General features: G+C 29.5%; 1 protein-coding gene. It reads right to left on the bottom strand.

Annotated features, from left to right (window positions below):
* Nucleotides 1-776: DUF685 domain-containing protein (locus U880_RS0101220; protein ID WP_024654447.1), on the bottom strand; the 776-nt coding region annotated here is incomplete at both ends.

Here is a 776-nt window from a genome sequence, read left to right on the forward strand (position 1 = left end):
GAACGTTTTTGTATATACCAACCCTGAAACAAAGGGACAAAAGTATCTACTAAAGCATTTTTTGCACCAAGATAATATACTAATCCTTTGCCTGATTCACTAGCATATTGTGTATGTATTCGTTTTGCATACTTACTTCCTGATGCATTAATAGTGGCATCTACGACTATGTCTAAATAAATGGGTTTGTCATCATCAGATGAATAAAATCTTAATATAACATCTTTGTCTGAGTACTCTGAAGTCATATCTATGATATAGGCTCTTTTTCTAAGGTCGTATTCTGCAATTGAACTACTTGTAGTTCTGGTTTTTGATAAAGTGAAATCAGATGGTGGACCAAGTAAGTATTCAGGGATAGATGATTTTTGTAAGGTACCATAGCCATTTGTAGTAACAAAATAATCAGATTTATTTAGTCTGGAACTTGACATACTACTTGTAAGTCTGCTTTTTATTTGACTAAAAATATTAGAAATACTACTAGAATCGTCATTTAAAATTTTGGTAAGTATTTTACTATAAGCTTGTTCAATAAAGTTTTTATCATTAACAAGTTCTGTAGCAATAGTGCTTTTAATAACTTCTTTAAAATATTCAAGACCGTCATTTTTAAAGATTTTGTCTCTAGTTTTTTCAAAGAAGTTTGCATATGTAATTGCATGACAACTAGAAACTCCGTCATCAATTAACATTAAATTGTGGTCTTCAATCTTACCGATTTTGTTGAGTTTGTTAATTTGTATGTATTCTTCATTATCAATTAAAATTTGTTC

The sequence above is a fragment of the Borrelia hispanica CRI genome (assembly GCF_000500065.1).
GTDB classification, from domain to species: Bacteria; Spirochaetota; Spirochaetia; order Borreliales; family Borreliaceae; genus Borrelia; species Borrelia hispanica.